Genomic DNA, 23,068 nt, shown 5'->3' with positions numbered 1-23,068 from the left:
GATGAATATCTTCAAGAGGGGAGATTATCACCTGGACAACAATCTTGTGGAGAGGCTCAACAGATACATATCACTATCCCGAAGGAACTCGCTCTTCTTCGGCTCACATGCCGGTGCCAAACGGGCAGCTATGTTGTACTCGTTGGCCTGCTCCTGCAGATTACAGGGTATCAACTTCTTTGAGTATATCTCCGATATCATCAACAAGGCAGCCGCACTGCCGCCAAAGACACCTGACGAAAAATACCGTGAACTGTTACCCGACAGGTGGAAACAAACTCATATCGCCCAGTAGCCGCTGAGCGATATTTTTTTTGGCTAGGCAGCTAGCATCGCGGATACGCTTACAGAAGATGTGTTTTCCCACTGTTTTCCCTAAAAGAAAATCAGCAACCTAAGAATTGTCTTAAGTTGCTGATTTTCATTGTGGACCAGCTAGGGCTTGAACCTAGGACCTCCAGATTATGAGTCTGTTGCTCTAACCAACTGAGCTACAAGTCCAATGATGAAGTCTTTTATTGCCGTAGAAGTGATTTCGGCATGCCGACTTTCTTTCGTGGGTGCAAAGTTAATCGTTTTTAAGGAAATATCCAAATTATTCTTGAAAAATTAAGGCTATAATATAGATATTTTGTTTAACTTTGCAACGATATCGTGCCTATAGGCCAAAAGACAAATAAAAAATGAAGATAGCGAACACTGAAGAAAACCATTTCAACCCACAGGGACTCTCCGATGCGGAAGTCCAGCAGCAACGCAAGAGTTGTGGATGGAATGTGCTGACACCACCCCATAAGGTCTCCTTGTGGAAGTTGTATTTGGATAAGTACCGTGATCCCATCATCAAGATACTCCTTGTCGCCGCAGCCATCTCGTTGGTGCTGGCTTTTGTGGAGAATGATTTTGTGGAGACGATTGGTATTTTTCTGGCTATTTTCTTTGCCACGACGGTAGGATTCTATTTTGAGCGTGACGCGGCGAAGAAGTTTTCCGTGCTCACGGCCATGGGAGAGGAACAGCCCGTGAAAGTCCGTCGTAACGGAAAGGTTACGGAGATTGTCCGTAAGGAGATTGTCACGGGAGATGTGATTCTGTTGGAAACGGGTGATGAAGTTCCTGCCGATGGCATTCTTTTTCATTCCAACGACCTGCATCTCAATGAGAGTCAACTCACGGGAGAGCCTGTGGCGCTGAAGCGCGTGCTGAAAGACGGCGAGAAAGAGGATGCTAAAGATGCCGGGGCTTATCCCTGCAACCGTGTGCTCCGCTCCACAATGGTTATGAGCGGTCGCGGCGAGGCTGTCGTCACGGCGGTCGGTGATGCTACGGAGATTGGGAAGGTCGCCCGGAAATCCACGGAAGAGACAGACACGAAGACACCGCTGAACCTCCAGTTGGAAAAGTTGGCTTCGCTGATTACGCGTATCGGTGCCGGCGTCTCCATTGCCGCCTTTGTCATTTTCTTGGCGCATGACATCATCTCCAATCATCAAGGATTGTGGACCAGCAACAACTATCTTGGTATGGTACAGGTTGTCCTCAACTACTTCATGATGGCCGTGACGCTTATCGTCATGGCTGTGCCCGAAGGCCTTCCGATGGCTGTCACGCTTGCCCTTGCCCTGAATATGCGCCGGATGCTGAAGTCGAACAACCTCGTCCGTAAGCTCCATGCTTGTGAGACGATGGGTGCTGTGACCGTGATCTGTACGGATAAGACGGGCACGCTGACACAGAATAAGATGCAGGTGGCCGACATGCAGTTCCCCGGCAATGAGGAAGCCGACAAGATCCTTCTGGCTGAGGCTATTGCCCTGAATACTACGGCGGAACTTGATGGCGACAAGGGCATCGGTAATCCCACGGAGGTGGCTCTGCTTCTCTGGTTGAAAGATAATGGTTATGACTATCGGGAACTCCGCACGGTGGAGAAGATTGTCAATCAGATTCCCTTCTCCACGGAGCGGAAATATATGGAGACGACTGCCACGATGGATGGGCAAACTTATACTTTTATAAAAGGAGCTCCGGAGATCATCCTTGAGAAATGTGATATTGATGCCGATGAGAAAGAACGGGTCTTGGCCCAGCTCAATCGCTGGCAGGCACAGGCTCAGCGTACCCTCGCCTTTGCCGTGAAAGTCGGCGAGGAACCTATGCGTCTGCAGGCCATTACGGCCATCAGAGACCCTGTCCGTCCCGATGTACCAGCTGCCGTGCAACAGTGTCTTAATGCCGGGCTAACGGTGAAAATTGTTACGGGCGACACTACCGCTACAGCAATGGAAATTGGCCGCCAGATCCATATCATCGATACTGACAAGGAACTTGCTGACCGTGAGACAATCACCGGTCCCGAATGGGCTGCACTCAGCGACGAGAAGGCTTATGAGCGAGCCCCGGAGATCCGCGTGATGTCACGTGCTCGTCCTACTGACAAACAGCGCCTCGTAGCCATGTTGCAGAAGCATGGCGAAGTGGTTGCCGTTACGGGTGATGGTACCAATGATGCTCCGGCACTCCATTATGCCCATGTTGGTCTGTCGCTGGGCTCCGGTACCTCTGTTGCCAAGGAGGCCAGTGACATGACGCTTCTCGATGACAGCTTCCGCAGTATCGCGCAAGCCGTGATGTGGGGCCGTTCCTTGTATAAGAATATCCAGCGGTTCCTCTTCTTCCAGCTCGTCGTCAACCTCACGGCGTTGCTCCTTGTCCTTGCCGGTTCCTTCGTGGGTACGGAGATGCCGCTGACGGTGACGCAGATCCTCTGGGTGAACCTCATTATGGATACCTTTGCCGCCATGGCCCTTGCCTCGTTGCCGCCGTCGCGGGAAGTGATGAAGGAGAAGCCGCGCAAGCAGACCGATTTCATCATCTCGAAGTCGATGGCCGGTGCCATCTTCTTCTGTGGCTTCGTTTTCTTTATCATCATGTTCATCTTCCTTCTCTGGTGCGAGCAAGACGGCAAGACGATCAGCGTACATGAGTTGACATGGTTCTTTACGACCTTCGTCATGTTGCAGTTCTGGAATCTCTTCAATGCCAAGTGCCTTGGCAGTCACCATAGCGCCTTCCACCGCTTATATGCCGACAAGGGCATGCTTCTTGTGCTGCTGTTCATCCTCGCTGGACAATGGCTCATTGTCACCTTCGGTGGCCGTATGTTCCGTACGGTGCCGTTGAGCGCGGAAGAGTGGGGCATCATCATTGGCAGTAGCTCCGTGGTGCTGTGGGTTGGCGAGATTTACAGAGGCATCTTGCGCTTGAAGGAAAGGTAAAGAAGTAAAAAGTAAAAAAGATAGATGAAGATTATACATATTCAGAAAGAGATGCAGGCGGTAGCGCCGTGTGTGGCGACGATCGGCTTCTTCGATGGTGTCCATCGCGGTCATCAGTATCTCATCCGTCAGGTGACGGATGCCGCTAGGGAAAAGGGGCTACAGTCAATGGTGATCACCTTCGATGCCCATCCGCGGAAAGTGCTGCAACAGTATTATCAGCCGCAGATGCTCACCACGCTCGATGAGAAACTGTCGTTGCTGGCAAAGACAGGCATTGATGCTACAGCCGTTCTGCATTTCGATCAGGAGATGGCCAATCTCTCCGCCCATGACTTCATGAAGGTCGTACTTCATGACCGTCTGCAAGTCCGTAAACTCATCATCGGCTATGACAACCGTTTCGGCCGGCACCGAGAGGAAGGTTTTGAGGATTATGTCCGCTATGGAAAGGAGTTGGGCATTGAGGTGGTGCAGGCGAAGGCCTTCTCCCTCAATGGTATCCATGTGTCCTCGAGTGTCGTCCGCAGCCTTCTCCAGGAGGGAGAGGTGAAACTGGCCCATCAGTGCCTTGGTTATCCTTATACGCTTGTGGGAAAGGTCGTGGCCGGTTATCATGAAGGACGTAAACTCGGTTTCCCTACTGCCAATCTCGATCCCAGTACGTGGGGAAAGCTCGTTCCCGGTCCTGGCGTTTATGCCGTGAAGGTCCGTGTGGAGAAGACGCTGACGCTGTGGCGGGGTATGATGAATATCGGCACGCGGCCCACCTTTGACGGCACGAAGGAGTCGTTGGAGGTCAACCTCTTCAATTTCGAGGAGAATATCTATGGTAAGGTGATCCTCGTGAGTTTTATCCATCGTGTCCGTACGGAGAAGAAGTTCAATACACCCGAGGAACTGGCCGCCCAGTTGAAGGAAGATCAGGAGACTATCGAGCGGCTGTTTGAGCAGGACGCGGAAGAATAGGGTAAAAGTAATCAAGTGAAAAATTAAACGTAGGAAGATGAAGAATCCATATATAAAACTGGTTTTGGAGCTCGTGCTCTTTATCATCATTTTTGCCGTGCTTCAGGCGGTACTGATAGAGGCGACGGCAGCCGTGACGGCCCTTACTGAGGCATCGGGACCTTTTGCCGTCGCCTTCGAGGCGTGCGTCGGACAACCGAAAGTCATCGCCATCTCTACGGCTCTGAGCAGTATCCTCACGGCACTGATCTTTATCCGTGCCCATTGGACAGTGATTGACAAGACGTTCATGCAGCGTAAGCCGTGGGTGGCGCTTGTATGGACTGTTTTTTGTACGCTCGGTGTCCTTCTGCCTCTGGAGACTTTCGATGAAGGACTGAACACGCTCTGTCAGGGTTGGTTCGGCTCTCGGCCCTTTGATATGCCTGCTGACTATGAGAAACTCTTTGCCGGACTGATGAAGGAGCCGTGGGGCTATATCGCCGTCGGTGTCGTCGGCCCCATTGCCGAAGAGGTTGTGTTCCGTGGTGCTATACTACAGAAGTTGCTGGAGATTTGGGACGGGAAGAAGCACTGGATTGCCATTGCTGTATCCGCCTTGATCTTCGCCGCCGTGCATGGCAATCTCGCACAGGGCATCAATGCCTTTATCATTGGTCTGCTACTCGGATGGATGTACTGGCGCACACGCTCGCTGATTCCCGGCCTGATCGTTCATTTCATCACGAATACAACGAGTTATGTAATCTTTAACCTCTTGCCGGCGGCAAGAGACGGAGAACTCATCGACCTCTTCAACGGTAGCACACGCACGCTGGGAGCCGCTGTCATCTTCAGTTTGTGCATCTTCCTGCCGAGTCTGTATCAGCTCTATAGAGGATTAAAACGATCCTAAACATGCGGAACATAATAAATTATGTCCCTACAAAATAAACTAAAAACAATGGCACAAGAACAATGTTGGTATAGTGCGAAGGAACGGACACGGTTCCGTGAGCCCCGCAAATATAAAGTAACGATCTATAATGATGACTTCACGACGATGGACTTCGTCGTGCATATCCTCGTGACTGTCTTCCATAAGACGGAAGAGGAGGCACAGACGCTGATGCTCACCGTCCATAAGAGTGGCTCTTCCATTGTGGGCGTCTATAGTTATGATATTGCCCGCACGAAGGTGGAGGCAGCCACCAAGGAGGCCCGTAACGAGGGCTTCCCCTTACGTATAACTTATACTCCGGAATAAATGGCACAGAAAGATAATTCAAGTTCAGAGGCTTTGGATAAGGCCAAGGATGATTCGTTGATGCTCTGTAAGCGTTATCGTCATGAGTATCTCATGCCTGAGCATCTTCTCTTCGGCTTTATCAAACAGGCTGAGTTTCAGGGCCCGATCATGCTCGAGGGCGGTAATCCCGACGATATGCTCAATGAACTCACCAACTGGCTGCAGGAGCAGCCACGGATGCCGGAGGGTGTGGACTATAATATTACGCCATCCTATCAGTATTGTGAGGTTGTCCATCAGGCATGTATGAGTCTTGTGGCTTCAGAGGAAGAACAACTCGACGTCCCTCATTTCGTCAATGCGATGTTTGACCTTCCCGATTCGGAGGCTGCCTATCTGTTGAATGTGGCTACTAATGGTGATCGTAGTGATTTTATATCCTTACTGATCGATTTCTATGCATCGGGTGAAGAAGATGATGATGACGACGAGGAAGTCGTTGACCTTCCTTTTGGTGACGAGTATCCTGATGACGACGAGGAAGAGGTGGAACAGACTACCGGCAAGAAGGATAAGCGGTGGCGGAAGTTCGTCACGTGTATCTCTGATATTGTCGACCAGCATAATCCCCTGATCGGACGGGAACAGGAGTTGGACCATACGATCCAGGTACTCTGTCGCAAAGACAAGAATAACCCACTCCATGTCGGCGAGGCTGGTGTCGGTAAGACGGCCCTCGTTTATGGTCTCGCCAAACTCATCAACGACGGAAAGGTCCCGGAGCGTTTGAAAGGCAGTAAGATCTATCAGATGGATATGGGTCAGATGCTTGCCGGTACGCAGTTCCGTGGTGACTTTGAGAAACGTATCAAGATGGTGATGGATGGTGTCACGAAGGAAGGTAATGACATCGTCTATCTCGATGAGATTCATAATATCGTTGGTGCCGGAGCTGGAAGTGACGGTGGTCCCGATGCTTCCAATATCCTCAAGCCTTATCTCGAGAAAGGAGACATCCGGTTTATTGGCGCTACGACCTTTGCGGAATACAACAAGCGCATTGCCCGTTCGAAGGCCCTCGTGCGCCGTTTCCAGGAGATCGATATCCCGGAGCCCTCTGTCGATGAGGCGATACAGATTTTGAAAGGATTGCAGAAACAGTATGAGCACTTCCATCATGTCTGTTACCGTCCCGAGGCCATCGAGTTTGCCGTCCGTGCGAGCGCGAAGTTTATTACCGACCGATTCCTCCCTGACAAAGCCATCGACCTTATCGATGAGGCCGGTGCCTATCTCGAGCTTCATCCTAATAACCGGTCGGTGCAATGGGTTACGAAAGCACTTATCGTGAAGATGCTGCAGCGTGTTTGCAAGATCGATGCCAGCGTGCTGCGTGAGGAGAGCAATAAGAGCCTCAGCACGCTCCGTGAGCGTATGAAAACGAAGATCTACGGTCAGGATGAGGCTGTCCAGCAAGTCGTCGAGGCCGTGGAGATGGCAAAGGCGGGCCTGTCGGAAGAGGATAAGCCGTTGGCCTCTCTGCTCTTCGTCGGTCCTACCGGTGTCGGCAAGACTGAGGTAGCGAAAGTGCTGGCTAAGGAACTCGGTGTGGAACTCATCCGTTTTGATATGAGTGAGTATACGGAGAAACATACGGTTGCCAAACTCATCGGCTCTCCTGCCGGATATGTCGGTTATGACGACGGCGGTCTGCTCACCGATGCCGTCCGCAAGCATCCCAACTGTGTCCTTCTGCTCGATGAGATAGAGAAAGCGCACAGCGATATCTATAATATCCTTTTGCAGGTGATGGATTATGCCTCGCTGACGGACAATCACGGTCAGAAAGCCGATTTTCGTCAGGTGGTTCTTATCATGACGTCTAATGCCGGCGCACAGTATGCTTCCCAGGCTGGTGTAGGCTTCAACAGTCGTGTCAGCAGGGGCGAAGCCATGCTAAAACAGGTGAAGAAGACCTTCAAGCCGGAGTTCCTCAACCGTCTGACGGCTCAGGTGGTCTTCCACGATATGAATGAGCAGATGGCGACGATGGTTCTCGACAAGTTCCTCGGCATCCTCCGTCAGCAGCTCTCTGTCCGTCATGTGGAACTGACGCTGACGCCTGCCGCCCATACGTGGCTGTTGAAGAAAGGCTTCACGCCAGAGTATGGCGCCCGTGAGATGGAACGCACGGTTAACCACAGCCTCAAGCCGCTGCTGACTCACGAGATCCTCTATGGGAAACTGCAGAAGGGCGGTAGGGTTACCGCGGATGTTGGAGAGGGAAAGATCGTGCTGAAATATAATGGGTAGCAGCAGAGAACAGAGTTGTTAAAAGCAAAGAAGCGTAACAGAAGAACATCGGTAGGTTTTTCTGTTACGCTTCTTTTTTGTTGTGGGGCGGGATATGATCAATCAGGTCCCAACGAAAAACAGCGTTATTTGCGCCAGAGCTTCGTCATATCCTCCAGCGTCTTGCCTTTCGTCTCGGGAACAAGTTTCCAGACGAAGAGGGCGGCGAGGACACAGATCACGCCGTAAAGGCCGTAGGTGAACCAATGACCGAAGTTGTCACCCGCCGTGAGGTGCATATTGAACATTGGCACGAAGGTGGAACTGACGATGAAGTTGAAGATCCATTGGAATGCTACAGCGATGGCTACTGCAGCGCCACGGATGGTGTTCGGGAAGATCTCCGCGATGAGCACCCAGCAGATCGGTCCCCAGGAGAACATGAAACAGGCGGAGTAGATCATGATGGAGAGCATCGTGACCATACTCAGGGCCGGGTTGCCGAAGGTCAGGGCTACGCCGAAGGCACCGATGGCCATACCGATGGAGCCCCAGATGAGCAACGGCTTACGACCGAGTCTCTCTACGGTGAAGACGGCCACGAGAGTGAAGGAGATGTTGACAACGCCCATGATCACCGTCTGTACCATCGGGTTGCTCATACCCATGTCAGAGAAGATTCGCGGGGCATAGTAGAGCACGGCATTGATGCCGATGGCCTGTTGAAAAACACTCAGCATAATACCCACGAAGATACACATAAATCCATAGGAGAAGAGTTTCTCCGTCTTTGTCGTGATCGTATTCTTGATATCTTCGAGCGTCTTGCGCGCAATGTCGATGCCGTTGATGCGGGTGAGGACCTGCAGGGCTTTGTCGTCTTGGTGGATCATCACGAGGTAACGTGGCGTCTCCGGAACGAAACATATTAATAAGGTGAAGAGGCCTGCCGGTACGCACTCTGAGCCGAACATATAGCGCCAGCCCGTCGTGATCGTCCAAGGATCGCTTCCCGGCATGAGTTTCGAGAATCCGTTGCCGATGGACTCGATGATCGGGTTCGTATGGTCGCCGAGGATGAGGAAGTTGACGAAGTATACCACCAACTGACCGAAGATGATCGCAAACTGGTTGAAGCTTACGAGCATGCCACGGATATTCGTTGGAGCGATCTCACCGATATACATCGGACAGATGGCACTTGCCATGCCCACGCCGATCCCCCCGAGGACACGGTAGAGGTTGAATACGACAAGAAGTGTCCAACTCGGTTTGCCATAAGGCAGTAGTCCGAACGTCTCCGGTTCCATACTTCCCCATGCGGAGAGGAAGAAGCAGACACCGGCGAAAATCAAACTCTTCTTACGGCCCAGACGTGAGGCGAAGAGCCCCGAGAGGGCAGAGCCGATGATGCAGCCGATGAGGGCTGACGACGACGTGAAGCCGTGCATGAAATCACTATATTGGAAGTCGGGGGCACCGAGGAAGAAGGCCTGCAGGCCTTTCTCCGCTCCGGAGATCACGGCGGTGTCGTAGCCGAAGAGGAGGCCGCCGAGGACGGCCACCATCACGATGGCAGTAAGATAGGCTTTGCTGCCTGATTGATTTTGGTTCATAGTTTTCGTATTGCTGATCAGTTTAGTTATTTCTGTATGATTCCGTCGATGAGGCCTGTAGAGGGTTATGCCATTTCTTTCTGCAGCACTTCCTTCCAGCGCTCATAAGCAGTTTGATAGTCTGCGGTCAATTTGCCATTCGGCTCAATGACGGAGAGTTTCTTCAGGGTTGCGAAGGCCTCGTCATGGTCCTTATAGATTCCTGCGCCGATTCCTGCGCCCTTGGCGGCACCGGCGCTGCCGTCGGTCTGGTAGAGTTCGATGGTGGCACCGCTCGTTGTGGCCAGTGCCTCCCGGAAGAGGGGAGAGAGGAACATATTGGCCTTGCCGGCGTGGATCTTTTGAATGTCCATGCCCATGGCACGCATGATTTCCATACCATAGCAGAAGGAGAAGACGATACCCTCCTGGGCGGCACGGACGAGGTGGGCACGGGAATGCTTGTTGAAGTTCAGCCCATGAATGCTGCAACCCGTCTCCTCGTTCTCCAATACACGCTCGGCGCCATTGCCGAAGGGGATGATGGTCACGCCGTCGGCACCTACGGGGACAGTGGCAGCGAGGTCGTTCATCTCTGCGTAACCGACATCAGGTGTCACGTTGCGATGTATCCATGCGTTGAGGATTCCGGTGCCGTTGATACAGAGGAGGACACCGAGACGCGTCAGGTCGGGTGTGTAGTTGGCGTGTGCGAATGTGTTCACGCGACTCTTCGGATCGTAGTTAACCTCTCCGAGGACACCGTAGACAACGCCCGATGTACCGGCTGTAGAGGCGATCTCACCGGGGTTGAAGACATTGAGGGATACGGCATTGTTCGGTTGGTCGCCGGCACGGTAGCTGATCGGCGTACCCTCTTTCAGTCCGAGTTCTGCGGCTGCCTCCTTGCTGACGGTTGCTTGGATGCCAAAGGTCGGCACGATCTCCGGCAGGATATCCTCGGGGAAGCCGAAGTAGTCGAGGAGGAACTTTGCCGGTTTCTTCTCTTGGAAATCCCACATAATCCCTTCGGAGAGGCCTTCGATGGTGGTGTTCACCTGTCCGCTGAGGCGCATGGCGAGGTAGTCGCCGGGGAGCATGATCTTATCAATGCGGTCGAAGAGCTGCGGCTCATTCTCTTTCACCCATGCCAGTTTTGCGGCAGTGAAGTTTCCCGGGGAGTTCAGGAGATGTGTCAGACAGCGGTCAGCACCGAGATCCTCAAAGGCATGCTCGCCGTAGGGTACGGCACGGGAGTCACACCAGATGATGGCGTCACGGAGTACCTGTTGGTTCTTGTCGACACATACGAGGCCGTGCATTTGATAGGAGATACCGATGGCGGCGATATCCTCTCCTTTAGCTCCGGCGTCAGCCATTGTCTTTTGCAACGCCAGTTTGGCATTATCCCACCACATCTGCGGGTCTTGTTCGGCCCATCCCGCCTTTACGGCCTTGATGGGGGCTTCATGATCGGGGAAGAAGGCAGAGGCAACGATGTCACCATTGTCTATATCTGTCAGTGAGGCTTTCACGGAGGAAGAGCCTACGTCGAAACCGAGTAAGAATCGTTTGTTCATTGTCATTATTAGTTTTTAGTTGATCGTTCTTAGTTTATTGGAGGCAAAGTTACAAAAAAAAACGGATACAAGGTGATGTATCCGTTTCATTTTTGTGTATATTCGTAGCAAATGTTTTATTTGCAATATACGAAGCAGTAGGTGGGGTTAGAGAACTGCTGGAAGGAGCCTTTGTTCAATGTATATCCGGCAAGGAGGCCCTGCAGCACGAGGACTTTGTTGCTGTCCCATGCAGCCTGATACTGGTTCAGCCAGAAGCTGAAAGTAATCTTGTCGGAAGCCGTTGTAGAAGAGTAGGGGATGGTGAACGTCACATCACGCGGCGTGAGGAAACAGTAGGTGGAATTATCACCTGAGTAGGTGAAGTATGCCAGACGGATATTCAGGTTGACGGTCTTCTCCGTGGCGTTCATGACGGCGTGCTTGAGTTTCAGTCCTTCAGCCGTCGTAGAGTCGATGGCAGAGGCGAAGACGGTGTTGGGGATGTTGTAGACCATGATCGTCGTGTCATTAGGCATGGTCAGCGCGAGGCGGTTCTGTACAGAGTCCATTTTGTTGGCTGTATACCTCTTATAATAGAACTTACCGGAAGGGGTGAGGTAGCTGCGGATCTGTGTGGCCTTTGCGGTAATCTGAGCGCTGGAGGCTTTCTCCCACGTGTCATTGTCATCATCATTACAAGCGGTCAGGGTGAGCGCCATGGCTGCTACAGCCAGGAGGCTCAAAATCATTTTCTTTGCTTTCATCTTATTTGCTGTTTGTTTTTAATCTGTTTGTATAACGGAATATTTTCGATTCCTTGCTTCAATACAATGTTAAAGTAACAAAAAAGCCCCGTCGGCCATCACTGACCAAGCGGGGCTTCTATCATCTATAGAAGAATTCTCTAATTAATCCTCTTTCTGCTCACGACGGGGACGACGCTCGCCACGGTCGCGGCGGGGACGACGCTCACGTTCCACATAGCCTTCCGGCTTCGGGAGGAGAACACGGTGAGAGAGTTTATACTTACCGGTCTTGGGATCGATCTCCAGGAGTTTGACCTTGATCTTGTCACCCTCGTGGATGCCGGCTTCCTCAACAGTGTTGAGGCGCTTCCAGTCGATCTCAGAGATATGGAGGAGTCCGTCCTTACCCGGCAGGATCTCTACGAAGCAGCCGTAAGGCATGATACTGCGGACCGTACCCTCATAGACCTCACCAACCTCCGGAATGGCGACGATAGCTTTGATCTTTGCCAGAGCGGCGTCGATGCTCTCCTTGTTAGGAGCACTGACCTGTACATGGCCCTTGCCGTCAGCCTCGTCGATGGTGATCGTGGCACCGGTCTCTTCCTGCATCTGCTGGATGATCTTTCCACCCGGGCCGATGACAGCGCCGATGAACTCTTTAGGAATATCGAAGGCCTCGATACGCGGTACCTGCGGCTTGAGTTCCTTACGGGGTTCGGAGATGGTCTCCATCATCTTGTTGAGGATGTGCTCACGGCCGGCTTTAGCCTGCATGAGCGCCTTCTCAAGGATCTCAAAGCTCAGACCATCACACTTGATATCCATCTGTGTGGCTGTCAGACCGTCACGGGTACCCGTGGTCTTGAAGTCCATATCACCGAGGTGGTCCTCATCACCGAGGATATCGGAGAGGACAGCGTATTTGTCTTCACCGGGGTTCTTGATCAAACCCATGGCAATACCGCTGACGGGCTTCTTGATAGGTACACCGGCGTCCATCAGGGCGAGGGTACCAGCGCAAGTCGTAGCCATGGAAGAGGAGCCGTTGGACTCGAGGATCTGGCTGACGAGGCGGATCGTGTAGGGGAAGTCCTCAGGGATCTGACCCTTGAGGGCACGCCAGGCGAGGTGACCATGACCGATCTCACGGCGGCCAACGCCACGCTGGGCCTTAGCCTCACCGGTACAGAACGGCGGGAAGTTATAGTGGAGGAGGAAGCGCTGATAGCCCTTGACAAGGACATCATCAACCATCTTCTCATCAAGTTTCGTACCGAGGGTACAGGTAGAGAGCGACATCGTCTCACCACGCTGGAAGATAGCACTTCCGTGGGGCATCGGCAGCGGACTGACCTCGCACCAGATCGGACGGATATCAGTAGGCTTACGGCCATCCATACGAAGGTTCTCGTCGAGGATGCAGCGGCGCATGGCGTCACGCATCACGTCGGCATAGTAACGGGTAGCCTCCGCATGCTTCTCTTCGAGGTCTTCCTCAGAGAGGTCGGTATGAGCGGCATCGTATTTCTCCAGGAAGTCAGCGAGGAGCTTGTCGAAGGCATCGTTGCGCTCCTGCTTCGGCAGTGCCTTGTGGTTGATCTCGTATGCCGGCTTGTAGAGCTCGTCCTTGATCTGCTGACGGAGGTCCTCATCATTGATCTCATCGTCATACTCACGCTTCTTGTCCGTGCCGAGCTCCTTGGCGATCTCATCCTGCAACTCGCACATTGGCTTGATAGCGGCATGAGCGGCCTTGAGGGCGTCGATGAGGTCTTTCTCCTGAACCTCATCCATCTCACCCTCGACCATCATGATGTTGTCCTTCGTGGCACCGACCATAAGGTCCATGTCGGCATCCTTCATCTGGTCGAAGGTCGGGTTGATCACGAACTCACCGTTGATACGTGCTACACGGCACTCGGAGATCGTGCACTCGAAAGGTATGGTGGAGCAAGCCATGGCAGCGGAGGCAGCGAAGCCGGCGAGGGCATCGGGCTGGTCCTTGCCGTCAGCGGACAGCAGCATGACCTGTACATAAACTTCACAGTGATAATCAGCGGGGAAGAGTGGACGCAGGGCGCGGTCCACGAGTCGAGAGGTTAAGATTTCGTCATCGTTAGCTTTGCCTTCACGCTTGGTGAAGCCTCCGGGGAAACGACCGGCAGCACTGTACTGCTCACGGTAGTCTACTTGCAAAGGCATAAAATCGGTACCCGGAACTGCTTCCTTTGCTGCGCAAACGGTTGCCAAGAGTACTGTGTTGCCCATGCGGAGAACCGCAGCACCATCAGCCTGTTTCGCAACTTTTCCGGTTTCAATTGTGATGGTTCTTCCATCAGGCAACTGAACACTTTTCGTAATTACGTTCATGAAAAAATTAAAACTTTATTGTTTTGACTAAACATCAGATTTGCCCGGGCTTTTCCCCGACAAACATAAACGGCTACAAAGTTACGGAAAATAAAAAAGATGACAAAGATTTTTGCCATCTTTTTTTTGAAAAACCTTAAGGGAGGGGACTTGCGCTTGCAAAACACAAGAGGCCCTACTCTACGGGTATGGAGATGCTGTTCTGCAAGCCGTGGCCTTTCACGGTGACGGTGACGGGACCTGTGGCGGTGCCGGCATGGACGGTGATGACGAGCTGGCCGTGGAAGAGTTTCATGTGCGGGGACTTGAAGGACTCCAGACTTGTGGCGTCACCGTTGCAGATAGCCTCGAAGCCACCGTTGCCCGTGACATTGACGGTGATCTCATCGTCGGCATCGGGGCAGAGCGTGCCATCCTTGTCGGTCAGAGATACAGTGATGTAAGCGAGATCATTCTTGTCACGGTGGAGACTTGTACGGTCACTCTGCAGCATGAGCTTTGCCGCAGGTCCTGCGGTCTTGACTACGGTGGAATCGGCGATATTTCCCTTCTCATCGTAGGCAACGACCTTGACGACTCCCGGCTCATAGCGGACACTGTCCCACATCAACCGGTAGCGCTCCAGCAGTCCTTTTGTCTCGAGCAACGGCTTCTCGGTATTTGCGTCGGCAGCGGCGACCGTGTAGGCTTTCTTGCTGTGCCGTCCCTGACTCTTACCGTTGATGAAGAGTTCGGCACTGGGATAGTCGGTATAGACAAAGATAGGTGTCACCTGTCCTTCCCGTCCCGGCCATGTCCAGTGGGGCAGTACGTGGAGCGTGTGACTGTGCTTGTTCCATACAGACCGATAGAGATAATAGCGGTCTTTCGGCAGACCGGCGAGGTCACAGATCCCGAAATAGCTGCTGCGGCTTGGCCAGTAGTTGTCGTAAGGAGTCGGCTCGCCCAGGTAGTCGAAGCCCGTCCATACGAACTGTCCGATGGTATAGGTGCGGTCGTCTTGCATGAGGAAGTCGGCATCGGGGAGGTTGCTCCAGGAACAGTATTCCGTGTCGTAGCTTGAACACTGTCCGTCAGGATAGGTGTTATGATCGGAGATCGTCACGGGGAATTTATAGACACCGCGGCTGCTGACGGTAGATGCCGTCTCCGAGCCGAGCAGGAAGCCCTTCGGCAGCTGTTGGATATTCGTGTCGTATTTCTGTACACGGTAGTTGAAGCCCGGGATGTCCATCGTCTGCGCAAAACCACTCTTCAGCGCGTCTTCCGCACGGTCCATTCCCTGTGTGACGGGACGTGTGGGATCGAGCTGATGGCATAGGTCCTGAAGATGTTCGGCGATCTGCCGACCTTCTTCGCTCCACTGTTCGGGAATTTCGTTACCGATGGAGTACATCACGAGCGACGGGTGGTTGCGGTGATTCAATACAAGGTTCGTGATATCCTTGTCGGCCCAACGGTCGAAGAAGCGGGCGTAGCCGTTCTTACATTTCGGATATTTCCACATATCGAAGCTCTCGGCCATGACCATCATACCGAGTGAATCGTAGACTTCCATCTGCATTGTCGACGGCATATTATGAGAGGTGCGGATGGCATCGCAGCCCATATCCTTGAGGATCTCCACCTGACGGATGAGTGCGGCCTTGTTGACGGCGGCACCGAGAGGACCGAGATCATGGTGCAGGCAGACTCCCTGGAACTTGCGGCTCTTGCCGTTGAGCATGAAACCGTGCTCTTTGCTGAAGGAGATCGTGCGGATGCCGATCTTATCCTGTCGCTCATCAATGAGTTTCTTTCCCTGATAGAGCTGCAACCGTGCACTATATAAATAAGGTGTCTCCGGACTCCAGAGTTTCGGATTTTTTACGGAGAATGAAAAATCAGCCATTCCATCGGAGATGTCGATACGCTTCGTGGCCACGGAGTGACCGTTGGCATCAAGGAGCGTCAAAGCCAGAGCGAGCCCCTTTCCCTTACCGTCTATGGCTGTCTGCAGGCGGAGTAGAGCCTCGTCGCCTTGTACGCTTGTGGCCTGATAGAAGGTTTTCCATCTGTCTAGGCGTGTTTTCCCCGTGAGGATGAGGGTTACGGGACGATAGATACCACCACCGGGATACCAGCGGCTGCTCTCTTCCTCATTGCTGAGACTGACGGAGAGGGTGTTCGGACGGCCGTCGTGATGGATATAAGGCGTGACATCCACACGGAAGGCATTGTAGCCGTAAGCCCAGTAGGCTGCGCGGTGGCCGTTGACATAGACCGTGGGTTCACTCATGGCGCCGTCGAAATGGAGCACGGCATGCTGATAACGCGATGGAACTGAGAATGAACGGACATAGTAGCCTTTGCCGATCCACGGCAGGGCTCCAGACCGACCAGATTTCTCGCTTTTCTCCGTTTCACCGTTCTGAGTGATGGCGACATATTGTAAGTCCCACTTCTTATCGAAGGGACCGGCGATGGCCCAGTCGTGGGGAACGGAGACCGTTTGCCAGTGGATACTGTCGCGGGAGAACTGCCAGCCGTCCTGGAGCGTGATCTCCTGACGGACCTGCGCCTGTGCCGCCTCTGCCATCCCGAGGGGGAGGCAGAGGGCTGAGGCTATCGTGAATAGTAGTTTGTGATTGAAAGACATATGTTGGTTGACTGGTTTGCAAGTTGGCACATCTGCGCTACCTTGCGCTTGCAAAGCGCAAGCACATGACGGACGCGCCATTTATGGGGAGCAAATTCGTAGCCCTTTCTTTCGAGGAGGGTCGGGAGGGCCCCTCTCTACTTATTGAACTCCTGGAAGGCGGTGGTGGCGGAACCAGTGGTGTCGAAAGCGCCCTTGCCGTAGGCGTTCCACCCCTTGGCGGTATAATCTGCCGGTTTCCAGCCACCGTAGACCTCGGGCTCCCAGTAGAAGACGCCCTCGCAGCCGTCCGTAGTCTTAGCGTTGGCGAGGATCGTCTTGATGAAGCTGTCAGCCTGACTGCTGTTCCATGTCATGCCGATTTCAGAGATGATCACGTCCTTACCGAAGGTGGACTTCAGCGATTTGATATTCGCGATGCAATCGGTGATATAAGACGACCAGTTGCTGTCCTCGGGATAGAGTGACATGCCGATGATATCGTAGGAGGCGTTGTATTTCTTCAGCAGACCGAAGAGCCGGGTGTAGAGGAAAGAATTCTGTCCCTCGGCGAGGTGGACGACCACTTTTGTCTTGGGATAAACACGCTTGGCGGCATTGTAGCCGGCAGTGATATATGCGGCGAAATTGGACGGATTCTTTGAGCATTTTCCCGTTACGGAGATGTCATTGTCATTCCAGAGCATGCCATCACTTGTCTCGTTGCCTACCTGTACCCATTCCACGGAGTCGACACCGGCGCTCTTCAGTGCGCTGAGGACCGATTGGGTATGGTCACTGACGGCCTGTTTCATCTGTGCGAAGGTGTAGCTGCTCCAAGCCTTGGGGACCTTCTGGTTGCCGGGATCAGCCCATGTGTCGGAGTAATGGAAGTCGATCATGAGTTTCATACCGGCTTTCCGTGCCGCCACGGCTTTCTTCGTGACGTCAGCGACATCACAGTAGGAAGTTCCCTCGTTCTTTGGGTCCACCCATACGCGCAGACGGATACTGTTGACGCCGAGAGATTTCATATAGCTCATGAAACCGTCGAGATCCTTGACCTTTCCGTTGTTAAAGGTCTTTCCGTCGGCGAGCATCTCCGTGACCCAACTGACATCAGCGCCTTTGACAAAGGTGGTGGTGTTCGTCGAAGGCTGTTCCGACGGTGTTGTGGTACCGGAGTTGTTGTTATTGTTGCCGCCATTATTAGAAGAGGTAGTATCATCACTACTACCGCAGGCGGAGATAGCGAGGGCACAGCAGAGTGCCACCATCATTGTTTTCAACTTATTCATCTTGATCTATTGTTTATATTTGCAGTAATATCCTAAAGTAATAGTGCTTGTGTTGTTTTTTATAAAGCTTATCGAAGAAAAGGAGCGAAAAGGCCGGCGCTCTGTCGCGCCGGCACTGTTAACCATTTTCGTCTATGAGAGTAAATACTTCTCTGTTTGTGTTTTGTGGTTGCAAAGATACGGGTATAAATTCAATCTTCAGGTTAGAAAACGGACAAAGAAGGCTAAAAAATAGACATAATAGGGGCTTGTTTTGTAGAAAAAGACGTATCTTTGCAGTGATGAAAGAAAAGAAAAAGATCAGGATCAGTTTTTTCCTCTCGATAGTCTTCGTGTTCCTACTGCCTACATGGGTAAGTGGTCAGGAACTCCATTTCACGAATATGTCTATCCCAGGCGCCTCTTCCGTTCAGGCCATCGCTCAGGATCATGATGGCATGATGTGGCTAGGAACCGATCAGGGCCTGTTCAGCTTTGACGGCTATCACATGATCAGCCACTATACTCTTGGTGACAAGGATCAGAATAGTTGGGTACATAGCCTGTATGTCCAAGGTGACAGCATCTTTGTTGGAACGGCCCGTGGAATCCTTCTCTATAATATCCGTAAAGCCTGTTATGAACCGTTGGAGGCGAAGGCGTTGACGGACGTGAGGGCTATTCTTCCGGAAGGTCGGTCGTTGCTTCTTGGTACGACGGATGGTGTATATCGGCTGTCTCTTTCTTCTTCCTCGCTGACGATGGTAGCGGGTAATGTAGGATCGGTATATGCCCTTGCGCAGACGAAGGACGGCGTTTTTGTGGGAACGACAAAGGGAGCCTTCCTTTTGCGTAAAAGTGGTCGTGTCCTGTCGATGGACGTCGGGAACCGACTGGTGAACAGTCTACTCATCGATCCCCTTCGTCGGGGCGTATGGTTTGGTTGTGAGGGAATGCTTCTCTATAAGGGCAGTGGCGTTCAGCAGACGCTACCGGGTCTTGAGGGTAACTCTATCAAGACGATGACGGAGAATGGTGGAACCCTTTTCGTCGGAACGGACAATGGTCTCTATGTTCAAGCCCATGAGCGTCCACTGATACGCTACAGTCATGATTCTCGTCAGACAAGTTCATTGTTGAATAATATCGTCTGGGCTTCTTTTACCGACCGTGACGGTAATGTGTGGCTAGGCACCGATCGCGGTCTCTCGCTGATACCGCAGCAAAATACTTACAAATGGATACCGTTGAGTGCCGTTACGGGAAATGGTGAGGGCAACTGTATTCACGACACCTTTGTCGACAGTTATGGAGATTCTTGGCTCGGCGGAACAGATGGATTGATCCGTTATCATGCGGAAAAGGGCCATTTCATCGATGTTACTTGGTATCGTCAGAATGATCCTGTTCGTTATCTCTCCCACAATCGCGTACGGAAGATCTATGAAGATCGTGATGGTGACCTATGGGTCTGTACCGATCATGGCATTGATCTCTACAATCGTCAGACTCGTACTTTTAAGAATATTATTCTCACCAATCCCCGTCAGCCGTCACTATCGACAACATGGGCGTATGATATTATTCTCGATCATCAGCATCGACTGTGGGTGGCTTCATATCTTGGAGGTATCGCCATCGTCGACAAACAGAAAGTGATGAATTCATCGAAGATTTTTGTAGCAGCCGACTACTGGATGACACCATCGCGAGGGCTTTCCGGTCTTCATGTCGGTCAGCTCGCCCAGGACCGACGAGGACACGTCTATGCCTCCCTCTTCGATCATGGCATTGACTGTATCAATAGTCGTACATTTGCCGTGAGCCATCTCGGGACTCAACAGACCTATAGTTATATCCTCGTAGATCATAAGGACCGCTTGTGGGCTGGTTATGCCGGTGGCGTCGTTTGTTTTCCCGGACCCCATCAGAGTGGCAAAGACTATCCTTTCCATGACAAGACCACAGCAGGTCATGTTTCCACGATGGTAGAAGTCGATGGCCATATCTGGGCTTTCGCCGGACGAATCGGCCGTATCCTTGGCAGTAAGGGCCGGAACAGCACCTTTGCGCTGCCTGACTTTGAAATCCTTGCCGCCCATGTTGATTCCCGTCAGCATCGTGTTTGTCTGGCTGGTAATGATGGTTTCTATCTCGTCGATCCCCATCGTATCGAGGCCCCCGGCTGGACATCTCCTTTTCTTCTCTCCGGACTCATCGTCAACGGTCATTCGTGGCCTGGTGACGGAAAGACGAGTGTACGCTATCTTCGTGAAGTGACGCTGCCTTATGATGAGAACGACCTCGACTTTCTACTCTCCGATCTGCCTTATGAGGGCCGTCCGTCGTCGCTTTTTATCTATCAGCTCGCGAACTTTGATAAGGACTGGAAAAATATGCCCCTTGATGGTCGTCTGTCCTATTCCGGTCTGGCACCGGGGCATTACACGTTGACGGTCTGTTCCGTGGATGGTCAGGGCAACCGTGGTGCTGTGGTCTATCAGTTAAAAGTCCATATCCTTCCGCCATGGTATCTGTCTTGGTGGGCTGACCTCTTTTATACCCTTTTCGTTGTTGGTTTCGTCGGAAGTATCCTTGTCTATATGCGGACACGCCGTCGACTTCGTCAGGAACAGGAGGAGCGTCGTAAGACGCTTGATGAAATTCACCAGCGCAAAAGTTATTATGCCCGTGTATCGGCAGAGATGAAGGACCGTTTAAAAGCCAATGACCTCCCGGCTCTTGCCGCCCTTATCCATGACAAGCTTGATGAGGGGGAAGGCACCATGCCAGTCATCCCGATGAAATCTGTTTCGGAGAATTCTGTAGGAGTCCCTGCTCCGACACCTTTCGAGCAGCGTCTGCTGGAGGAGGTTCATAAGACGGTGCAGGCGCATATGGAGGACAGCGAGTTCAATGTGACCAGTTTGTCGGAGGAAATCGGTTATGGCAGTAAGCAACTCTACCGGAAGTTGAAGCAGCTCACGGGGAAGACCCCCGTGGAGTATATCCGTGACATGCGCATGCAGCGTGCTGCTGAGCTCTTGCGGCAAGGGAAATATACAATCACGGAGACGATGTATCTTGTCGGGTTCTCCAACAGCGGTTATTTCTCCCGTTGTTTCCAGAAGGCCTTCGGTATGACGCCGTCGGAATATTGTAAAAGTAAAGAAGTAAAAAAGTAATGAAGTAAAAAAAGCAAAGAAGTAAAGAGAGAAAAAATCAGGAAATAATTTGGTTTTTTCTTTCTTTTGCAGTACTTTTGCAATATTAAAAAGCAAATATTTGTACGTATGAAGATAAACCGCTACCTGTGGGCAGTCGTTCTCTGTGTTGCTGCCTTGCTGATGACCTCTTGTCATAATCGTAAGTTCCATATCAATGGATCGATCAAGAATGCAAAGGACTCCATGCTCTATCTTGAGAATATTGGTCTCGATGGTCCTGTAAAGGTCGACTCCGTGAAGCTTGGCGATGACGGCAGTTTCCAGTTTGATGAGAATGCCCTTGACACCATCACGCCCGATTTTTACCGTCTGCGTATTGCCGGGCAGTTTATCTCCTTGGCTATCGATTCTACGGAGACGGTGACGGTCAATGCCACCTATCCTACGATGGCTGCCAACTACGATGTCAGCGGTTCCGACGAGTGCACGAAGATTCAAGAACTGACGTATATGCAGATGCGCCTCCAGGGTCAGATCAATGCCGTCGTGGCTAATCCGAATCTGAGTATGGACCAGACGCAGGCGGCCATCGGCCAGCTTCTCGCGCAGTATAAGGATAAGGTCATGCGCAACTATATTTTCAAGGAGCCGATGAAGGCCTATGCCTATTACGCCCTCTTCCAGACCTATACCCTCAACGGAATGGTGAATCTCATCTTCAACCCCCGTGCGTCGAAGGATGACGTGAAGGTCTATGCTGCTGTCGCCACGAGTTGGGACAGTTATTATCCAGGGGCAGCCCGTGGTCAGAATCTCCACAATATCGCGTTGGAGGGTATGAAGGATCAGCGTATCATGCAAGCGAACCAGCAGGAGACTCAGATCGACGCCTCTAAGGCCAGTGTTGCTGGTTGTATCGATCTGCCACTCTACGACAACCACGGTGACCTGCGCCATCTCACCGACCTCAAGGGGAAGGTTGTCATGTTGGAGTTCCATCTCTTTGCCAATAAGGAGAGTATGCGTCAGATTATGTTGATGCGAGACCTCTATAATAAGTATCATAGTCGAGGCTTTGAGATCTATCAGGTGTCCGTTGATCCCGATGAGCATTTCTGGAAGACGCAGACGGCAGCGCTGCCGTGGATCTGTGTGCGTGACGAGGATGGTATCCAGGGCCGTAGTGTTCAGGCGTATAATGTTCAGGATGTCCCGACATTCTTTATCATCGATAAGAACAATACCCTACAGAAGCGTGATGTCCAGATCGATAATCTCGACGCGTATATACAAAGTCTGTTATAATTATGCATCCATTAGATCATTTCAAATTTTGTCCTGTCTGCGGCTCGTCCCATTTTGTGGAGAACAATGAGAAGAGCAAGCGTTGTGAGAACTGCGGATTCATCTATTATGCTAATCCGAGTAGTGCCACGGTAGCCCTCATTGAGAACGAGAAGGGAGAGCTCCTTGTCGTCCGCCGGAAGAATGATCCCGGCAAAGGGACTCTCGACCTCCCCGGTGGCTTCGTCGATATGGATGAGACGGGTGAGGCGGGAATGATCCGCGAGGTGAAAGAGGAGACGGGCCTTGACGTGACGCATGTCGACTATCTCTTCAGTATCCCGAATCTTTACCGTTACAGTGGCATGGATATTCACACGCTGGATATGTTCTATCGTTGTCAGGTCCGCGATCTTTCTGTCGTCCATGCTGCCGATGATGCCGCGGGATATCTTTGGATTCCCAAAGCTGAGATCAAGACGGAACAGTTTGGCCTCCGTTCCGTCCGTCAGGGGTTGCATCAATATTTAGGGCGATAGGACGGAACATGATCAATCATGTCCCTACGGTGAAGACGAGCCGTTAAAAATATTAAAAAACCAAAATTTTCTTCTATATAATAAGGTATAAGGAAAAGTTTTGCTTACTTTTGTGCCGAGAAAAATATAAGGTAAGCGAAA

General features: G+C 52.0%; 15 protein-coding genes and 1 tRNA gene. 9 read left to right on the top strand and 7 right to left on the bottom strand.

Translation table 11 applies throughout. The annotated features are described in order from the left end of the window. Positions 1-295 (top strand): IS66 family transposase (locus tag G604_RS0103840; protein ID WP_028909410.1); only part of this gene is annotated, 295 nt, incomplete at its 5' end. A 132-nt stretch (positions 296-427) separates the two neighbouring features. Here G604_RS0103840 and G604_RS0103835 read toward each other — a convergent pair. Then, positions 428-501: transfer RNA gene (locus G604_RS0103835), tRNA-Ile, on the bottom strand. 182 nt (positions 502-683) lie between these two features. On the opposite strand from G604_RS0103835, the gene G604_RS0103830 reads away from it, so the two are divergent. The 5 genes from G604_RS0103830 to G604_RS0103810 are packed head-to-tail and all read left to right on the top strand — an operon-like array spanning position 684 to position 7,788. Further along, positions 684-3,278: a calcium-translocating P-type ATPase, PMCA-type gene (locus G604_RS0103830; protein WP_028909409.1), complete on the top strand. Its 2,595-nt coding sequence runs from the start codon at positions 684-686 to the stop codon at positions 3,276-3,278. A 24-nt stretch (positions 3,279-3,302) separates the two neighbouring features. Continuing rightward, positions 3,303-4,247: a bifunctional riboflavin kinase/FAD synthetase gene (locus G604_RS0103825; RefSeq protein WP_028909408.1), complete on the top strand. Its 945-nt coding sequence runs from the start codon at positions 3,303-3,305 to the stop codon at positions 4,245-4,247. Positions 4,248-4,284: 37 nt separating this feature from the next. Continuing rightward, complete coding sequence (locus G604_RS0103820) at positions 4,285-5,142, top strand: CPBP family intramembrane glutamic endopeptidase (protein ID WP_028909407.1); 858 nt, start codon at positions 4,285-4,287, stop codon at positions 5,140-5,142. Positions 5,143-5,190: 48 nt separating this feature from the next. Beyond that, positions 5,191-5,493, top strand: a complete 303-nt coding sequence (locus G604_RS0103815) for an ATP-dependent Clp protease adaptor ClpS (RefSeq protein WP_028909406.1) — start codon at positions 5,191-5,193, stop codon at positions 5,491-5,493. Between the two features lie 60 nt (positions 5,494-5,553). Beyond that, positions 5,554-7,788, top strand: a complete 2,235-nt coding sequence (locus G604_RS0103810; RefSeq protein WP_155941845.1) for an AAA family ATPase — start codon at positions 5,554-5,556, stop codon at positions 7,786-7,788. A gap of 125 nt (positions 7,789-7,913) precedes the next feature. On the opposite strand, the gene xylE is transcribed toward G604_RS0103810, so the two are convergent. The 6 genes from xylE to G604_RS0103780 all read right to left on the bottom strand — a co-directional run bounded on the left by xylE (position 7,914) and on the right by G604_RS0103780 (position 17,958). Continuing rightward, positions 7,914-9,404 (bottom strand): D-xylose transporter XylE, encoded by a 1,491-nt coding sequence (gene xylE / locus G604_RS0103805; protein ID WP_255347073.1) that lies wholly within the window; start codon positions 9,402-9,404, stop codon positions 7,914-7,916. Positions 9,405-9,448: 44 nt separating this feature from the next. Next, positions 9,449-10,942, bottom strand: a complete 1,494-nt coding sequence (locus tag G604_RS0103800) for a xylulokinase (RefSeq protein WP_028909403.1) — start codon at positions 10,940-10,942, stop codon at positions 9,449-9,451. 116 nt (positions 10,943-11,058) lie between these two features. After that, a complete protein-coding gene (locus G604_RS0103795; RefSeq protein WP_081657638.1) occupies positions 11,059-11,688 on the bottom strand; it encodes a DUF4840 domain-containing protein in 630 nt (209 codons plus the stop codon). 144 nt (positions 11,689-11,832) lie between these two features. After that, the gene (gene pnp, locus G604_RS13410) at positions 11,833-14,043 is read right to left on the bottom strand and encodes a polyribonucleotide nucleotidyltransferase (RefSeq protein WP_081657637.1); all 2,211 of its coding nucleotides are present in this window, start codon (positions 14,041-14,043) and stop codon (positions 11,833-11,835) included. Between the two features lie 175 nt (positions 14,044-14,218). After that, positions 14,219-16,681, bottom strand: coding sequence for a glycoside hydrolase family 2 TIM barrel-domain containing protein (locus G604_RS0103785; RefSeq protein ID WP_028909401.1), 2,463 nt, complete (start codon positions 16,679-16,681; stop codon positions 14,219-14,221). Positions 16,682-16,818: 137 nt separating this feature from the next. After that, the gene (locus G604_RS0103780) at positions 16,819-17,958 is read right to left on the bottom strand and encodes an arabinogalactan endo-beta-1,4-galactanase (RefSeq protein WP_036904522.1); all 1,140 of its coding nucleotides are present in this window, start codon (positions 17,956-17,958) and stop codon (positions 16,819-16,821) included. Between the two features lie 281 nt (positions 17,959-18,239). Here G604_RS0103780 and G604_RS0103770 point away from each other — a divergent pair, with 281 nt between their 5' ends. The 3 genes from G604_RS0103770 to G604_RS0103760 all read left to right on the top strand — a co-directional run bounded on the left by G604_RS0103770 (position 18,240) and on the right by G604_RS0103760 (position 22,927). Beyond that, positions 18,240-21,122 carry a two-component regulator propeller domain-containing protein gene (locus G604_RS0103770; protein WP_028909398.1) on the top strand — a complete coding sequence of 961 codons (2,883 nt, stop codon included), beginning with the start codon at positions 18,240-18,242 and terminating at the stop codon, positions 21,120-21,122. Positions 21,123-21,230: 108 nt separating this feature from the next. Then, positions 21,231-22,409, top strand: a complete 1,179-nt coding sequence (locus tag G604_RS0103765) for a TlpA disulfide reductase family protein (protein ID WP_028909397.1) — start codon at positions 21,231-21,233, stop codon at positions 22,407-22,409. Positions 22,410-22,411: 2 nt separating this feature from the next. Beyond that, positions 22,412-22,927, top strand: a complete 516-nt coding sequence (locus G604_RS0103760; protein WP_036904520.1) for an NUDIX domain-containing protein — start codon at positions 22,412-22,414, stop codon at positions 22,925-22,927. The last annotated feature ends 141 nt before the right edge of the window (positions 22,928-23,068 follow it).

The organism is Prevotella sp. AGR2160 (genome assembly GCF_000424185.1).
Classification (GTDB): Bacteria; Bacteroidota; Bacteroidia; order Bacteroidales; family Bacteroidaceae; genus Prevotella.
The sequence above is the reverse complement of the archived record's forward strand: the minus strand, read 5'-3'. Positions and strand labels throughout refer to the sequence as shown.